The sequence below is a fragment of the Pseudomonas abietaniphila genome, assembly GCF_900100795.1.
Classification (GTDB): Bacteria; Pseudomonadota; Gammaproteobacteria; order Pseudomonadales; family Pseudomonadaceae; genus Aquipseudomonas; species Aquipseudomonas abietaniphila.
This window is the reverse complement of sequence record NZ_FNCO01000040.1, coordinates 1-5,346: the sequence shown is the minus strand read 5'-3', so window position 1 is coordinate 5,346 and position 5,346 is coordinate 1. Positions and strand designations below refer to the sequence as shown.

Here is a 5,346-nt window from a genome sequence, read left to right as displayed (position 1 = left end):
TTGTAACGCTGTAGAATTCGCCTCCCGCTGACGTGAGACGGTAAGTCGAACGAAGCGCAAGTGGTTGAAGTTGCAAAGGAAACTTTGAAAACTTCTTAAAATAACCGCTTGACAGATACAGAGGACGCTGTAGAATGCGCGCCTCGGTTGAGACGAAAAGCTCTTAACCAACCGCTCTTTAACAACTGAATCAAGCAATTCGTGTGGGTGCTTGCGCTGTAAGACTGAAGTCAACTGATTATCAGCATCGCAAGTTACTCCACGAGCAATCATGGTTTAACCAACGATTGCTGAGCCAAGTTTATAAGGTTTTCTCAAAACCTAATTGCAGTATTGAACTGAAGAGTTTGATCATGGCTCAGATTGAACGCTGGCGGCAGGCCTAACACATGCAAGTCGAGCGGATGAAGGGAGCTTGCTCCCTGATTCAGCGGCGGACGGGTGAGTAATGCCTAGGAATCTGCCTGGTAGTGGGGGACAACGTCTCGAAAGGGACGCTAATACCGCATACGTCCTACGGGAGAAAGTGGGGGATCTTCGGACCTCACGCTATCAGATGAGCCTAGGTCGGATTAGCTAGTTGGTGAGGTAATGGCTCACCAAGGCGACGATCCGTAACTGGTCTGAGAGGATGATCAGTCACACTGGAACTGAGACACGGTCCAGACTCCTACGGGAGGCAGCAGTGGGGAATATTGGACAATGGGCGAAAGCCTGATCCAGCCATGCCGCGTGTGTGAAGAAGGTCTTCGGATTGTAAAGCACTTTAAGTTGGGAGGAAGGGCATTAACCTAATACGTTAGTGTTTTGACGTTACCGACAGAATAAGCACCGGCTAACTCTGTGCCAGCAGCCGCGGTAATACAGAGGGTGCAAGCGTTAATCGGAATTACTGGGCGTAAAGCGCGCGTAGGTGGTTTGTTAAGTTGAATGTGAAATCCCCGGGCTCAACCTGGGAACTGCATCCAAAACTGGCAAGCTAGAGTAGGGCAGAGGGTGGTGGAATTTCCTGTGTAGCGGTGAAATGCGTAGATATAGGAAGGAACACCAGTGGCGAAGGCGACCACCTGGGCTCATACTGACACTGAGGTGCGAAAGCGTGGGGAGCAAACAGGATTAGATACCCTGGTAGTCCACGCCGTAAACGATGTCAACTAGCCGTTGGGAGTCTTGAACTCTTAGTGGCGCAGCTAACGCATTAAGTTGACCGCCTGGGGAGTACGGCCGCAAGGTTAAAACTCAAATGAATTGACGGGGGCCCGCACAAGCGGTGGAGCATGTGGTTTAATTCGAAGCAACGCGAAGAACCTTACCAGGCCTTGACATCCAATGAACTTTCCAGAGATGGATTGGTGCCTTCGGGAACATTGAGACAGGTGCTGCATGGCTGTCGTCAGCTCGTGTCGTGAGATGTTGGGTTAAGTCCCGTAACGAGCGCAACCCTTGTCCTTAGTTACCAGCACGTTATGGTGGGCACTCTAAGGAGACTGCCGGTGACAAACCGGAGGAAGGTGGGGATGACGTCAAGTCATCATGGCCCTTACGGCCTGGGCTACACACGTGCTACAATGGTCGGTACAGAGGGTTGCCAAGCCGCGAGGTGGAGCTAATCCCACAAAACCGATCGTAGTCCGGATCGCAGTCTGCAACTCGACTGCGTGAAGTCGGAATCGCTAGTAATCGCGAATCAGAATGTCGCGGTGAATACGTTCCCGGGCCTTGTACACACCGCCCGTCACACCATGGGAGTGGGTTGCACCAGAAGTAGCTAGTCTAACCTTCGGGGGGACGGTTACCACGGTGTGATTCATGACTGGGGTGAAGTCGTAACAAGGTAGCCGTAGGGGAACCTGCGGCTGGATCACCTCCTTAATCGAAGACTCAGCTTCTTCGCAAGTTCCCACACGAATTGCTTGATTCATTGAAGAAGACGATTGGGTCTGTAGCTCAGTTGGTTAGAGCGCACCCCTGATAAGGGTGAGGTCGGCAGTTCGAATCTGCCCAGACCCACCAATTACCGGTGCACCCTGTAGCGATACGGGGCCATAGCTCAGCTGGGAGAGCGCCTGCCTTGCACGCAGGAGGTCAGCGGTTCGATCCCGCTTGGCTCCACCATTACCGCAGTAGTTGGGTACAGGCAGTTGTCCGCGAAAGCTTAGAAATGAGCATTTCCTTCGGTTGAAGGCTAAATGTTGATTTCTGATCTTTGTCAGAATCGTTCTTTAAAAATTTGGGTATGTGATAGAAAGATAGACTGGATGGCACTTTCACTGGTGTTCATTCAGGCTAAGGTAAAGTTTGTGAAATGCAAACTTTCGGCGAATGTCGTCTTCACAGTATAACCAGATTGCTTGGGGTTATATGGTCAAGTGAAGAAGCGCATACGGTGGATGCCTTGGCAGTCAGAGGCGATGAAAGACGTGGTAGCCTGCGAAAAGCTTCGGGGAGTCGGCAAACAGACTGTGATCCGGAGATGTCTGAATGGGGGAACCCAGCTGTCATAAGACAGTTATCTTACGCTGAATACATAGGCGTAAGAGGCGAACCAGGGGAACTGAAACATCTAAGTACCCTGAGGAAAAGAAATCAACCGAGATTCCCTTAGTAGTGGCGAGCGAACGGGGACCAGCCCTTAAGTTGATTTGAGATTAGCGGAACGCTCTGGAAAGTGCGGCCATAGTGGGTGATAGCCCTGTACGCGAAAATCTCTTGTCAATGAAATCGAGTAGGACGGGGCACGAGAAACCTTGTCTGAACATGGGGGGACCATCCTCCAAGGCTAAATACTACTGACTGACCGATAGTGAACCAGTACCGTGAGGGAAAGGCGAAAAGAACCGCGGAGAGCGGAGTGAAATAGATCCTGAAACCGTATGCGTACAAGCAGTGGGAGCCCACTTTGTTGGGTGACTGCGTACCTTTTGTATAATGGGTCAGCGACTTATTTTCAGTGGCGAGCTTAACCGAATAGGGGAGGCGTAGCGAAAGCGAGTCTTAATAGGGCGTCTAGTCGCTGGGAATAGACCCGAAACCGGGCGATCTATCCATGGGCAGGTTGAAGGTTAGGTAACACTGACTGGAGGACCGAACCGACTACCGTTGAAAAGTTAGCGGATGACCTGTGGATCGGAGTGAAAGGCTAATCAAGCTCGGAGATAGCTGGTTCTCCTCGAAAGCTATTTAGGTAGCGCCTCATGTATCACTGTAGGGGGTAGAGCACTGTTTCGGCTAGGGGGTCATCCCGACTTACCAAACCGATGCAAACTCCGAATACCTACAAGTGCCGAGCATGGGAGACACACGGCGGGTGCTAACGTCCGTCGTGAAAAGGGAAACAACCCAGACCGTCAGCTAAGGTCCCAAAGTCATGGTTAAGTGGGAAACGATGTGGGAAGGCTTAGACAGCTAGGAGGTTGGCTTAGAAGCAGCCACCCTTTAAAGAAAGCGTAATAGCTCACTAGTCGAGTCGGCCTGCGCGGAAGATGTAACGGGGCTCAAACCATGCACCGAAGCTACGGGTATCACCTTTTGGTGATGCGGTAGAGGAGCGTTCTGTAAGCCTGTGAAGGTGAGTTGAGAAGCTTGCTGGAGGTATCAGAAGTGCGAATGCTGACATGAGTAACGACAATGGGTGTGAAAAACACCCACGCCGAAAGACCAAGGTTTCCTGCGCAACGTTAATCGACGCAGGGTTAGTCGGTCCCTAAGGCGAGGCTGAAAAGCGTAGTCGATGGAAAACAGGTTAATATTCCTGTACTTCTGGTTATTGCGATGGAGGGACGGAGAAGGCTAGGCCAGCCTGGCGTTGGTTGTCCAGGTTTAAGGTGGTAGGCTGGAATCTTAGGTAAATCCGGGATTCTAAGGCCGAGAGCTGATGACGAGTGTTCTTTAGAACACGAAGTGGTTGATGCCATGCTTCCAAGAAAAGCTTCTAAGCTTCAGGTAACCAGGAACCGTACCCCAAACCGACACAGGTGGTTGGGTAGAGAATACCAAGGCGCTTGAGAGAACTCGGGTGAAGGAACTAGGCAAAATGGCACCGTAACTTCGGGAGAAGGTGCGCCGGTGAGGGTGAAGGACTTGCTCCGTAAGCTCATGCCGGTCGAAGATACCAGGCCGCTGCGACTGTTTATTAAAAACACAGCACTCTGCAAACACGAAAGTGGACGTATAGGGTGTGACGCCTGCCCGGTGCCGGAAGGTTAATTGATGGGGTTAGCTAACGCGAAGCTCTTGATCGAAGCCCCGGTAAACGGCGGCCGTAACTATAACGGTCCTAAGGTAGCGAAATTCCTTGTCGGGTAAGTTCCGACCTGCACGAATGGCGTAACGATGGCGGCGCTGTCTCCACCCGAGACTCAGTGAAATTGAAATCGCTGTGAAGATGCAGTGTATCCGCGGCTAGACGGAAAGACCCCGTGAACCTTTACTATAGCTTTGCACTGGACTTTGAATTTGCTTGTGTAGGATAGGTGGGAGGCTTTGAAGCGTGGACGCCAGTTCGCGTGGAGCCATCCTTGAAATACCACCCTGGCAACTTTGAGGTTCTAACTCAGGTCCGTTATCCGGATCGAGGACAGTGTATGGTGGGTAGTTTGACTGGGGCGGTCTCCTCCTAAAGAGTAACGGAGGAGTACGAAGGTGCGCTCAGACCGGTCGGAAATCGGTCGTAGAGTATAAAGGCAAAAGCGCGCTTGACTGCGAGACAGACACGTCGAGCAGGTACGAAAGTAGGTCTTAGTGATCCGGTGGTTCTGTATGGAAGGGCCATCGCTCAACGGATAAAAGGTACTCCGGGGATAACAGGCTGATACCGCCCAAGAGTTCATATCGACGGCGGTGTTTGGCACCTCGATGTCGGCTCATCACATCCTGGGGCTGAAGCCGGTCCCAAGGGTATGGCTGTTCGCCATTTAAAGTGGTACGCGAGCTGGGTTTAGAACGTCGTGAGACAGTTCGGTCCCTATCTGCCGTGGACGTTTGAGATTTGAGAGGGGCTGCTCCTAGTACGAGAGGACCGGAGTGGACGAACCTCTGGTGTTCCGGTTGTCACGCCAGTGGCATTGCCGGGTAGCTATGTTCGGAAAAGATAACCGCTGAAAGCATCTAAGCGGGAAACTTGCCTCAAGATGAGATCTCACTGGAACCTTGAGTTCCCTGAAGGGCCGTCGAAGACTACGACGTTGATAGGTTGGGTGTGTAAGCGCTGTGAGGCGTTGAGCTAACCAATACTAATTGCCCGTGAGGCTTGACCATATAACACCCAAGCAATCTGCGACTCGATGAGCACAGATTGCGGTGACTGTGAAGACGACACGCACCGAAAGTTTGCAGGACACAGGCAAG

At 51.9% G+C, this 5,346-nt stretch carries 2 tRNA genes and 2 rRNA genes; all 4 read left to right on the top strand.

Going from position 1 to position 5,346, the window contains the following annotated elements:
* Positions 1 to 335: 335 nt before the first annotated feature.
* The 4 genes from BLS87_RS33140 (at position 336) to BLS87_RS33125 (ending at position 5,256) form a co-directional block, all read left to right on the top strand.
* A 16S ribosomal RNA gene (locus BLS87_RS33140) occupies positions 336 to 1,872 on the top strand.
* Between the two features lie 64 nt (positions 1,873 to 1,936).
* Positions 1,937 to 2,013, top strand: a tRNA-Ile gene (locus BLS87_RS33135).
* Between the two features lie 26 nt (positions 2,014 to 2,039).
* Positions 2,040 to 2,115, top strand: a tRNA-Ala gene (locus BLS87_RS33130).
* A gap of 248 nt (positions 2,116 to 2,363) precedes the next feature.
* Positions 2,364 to 5,256 (top strand): 23S ribosomal RNA (locus BLS87_RS33125).
* The 16S and 23S rRNA genes sit together here with 2 tRNA genes alongside, the layout of an rRNA operon.
* Positions 5,257 to 5,346: the final 90 nt, after the last annotated feature.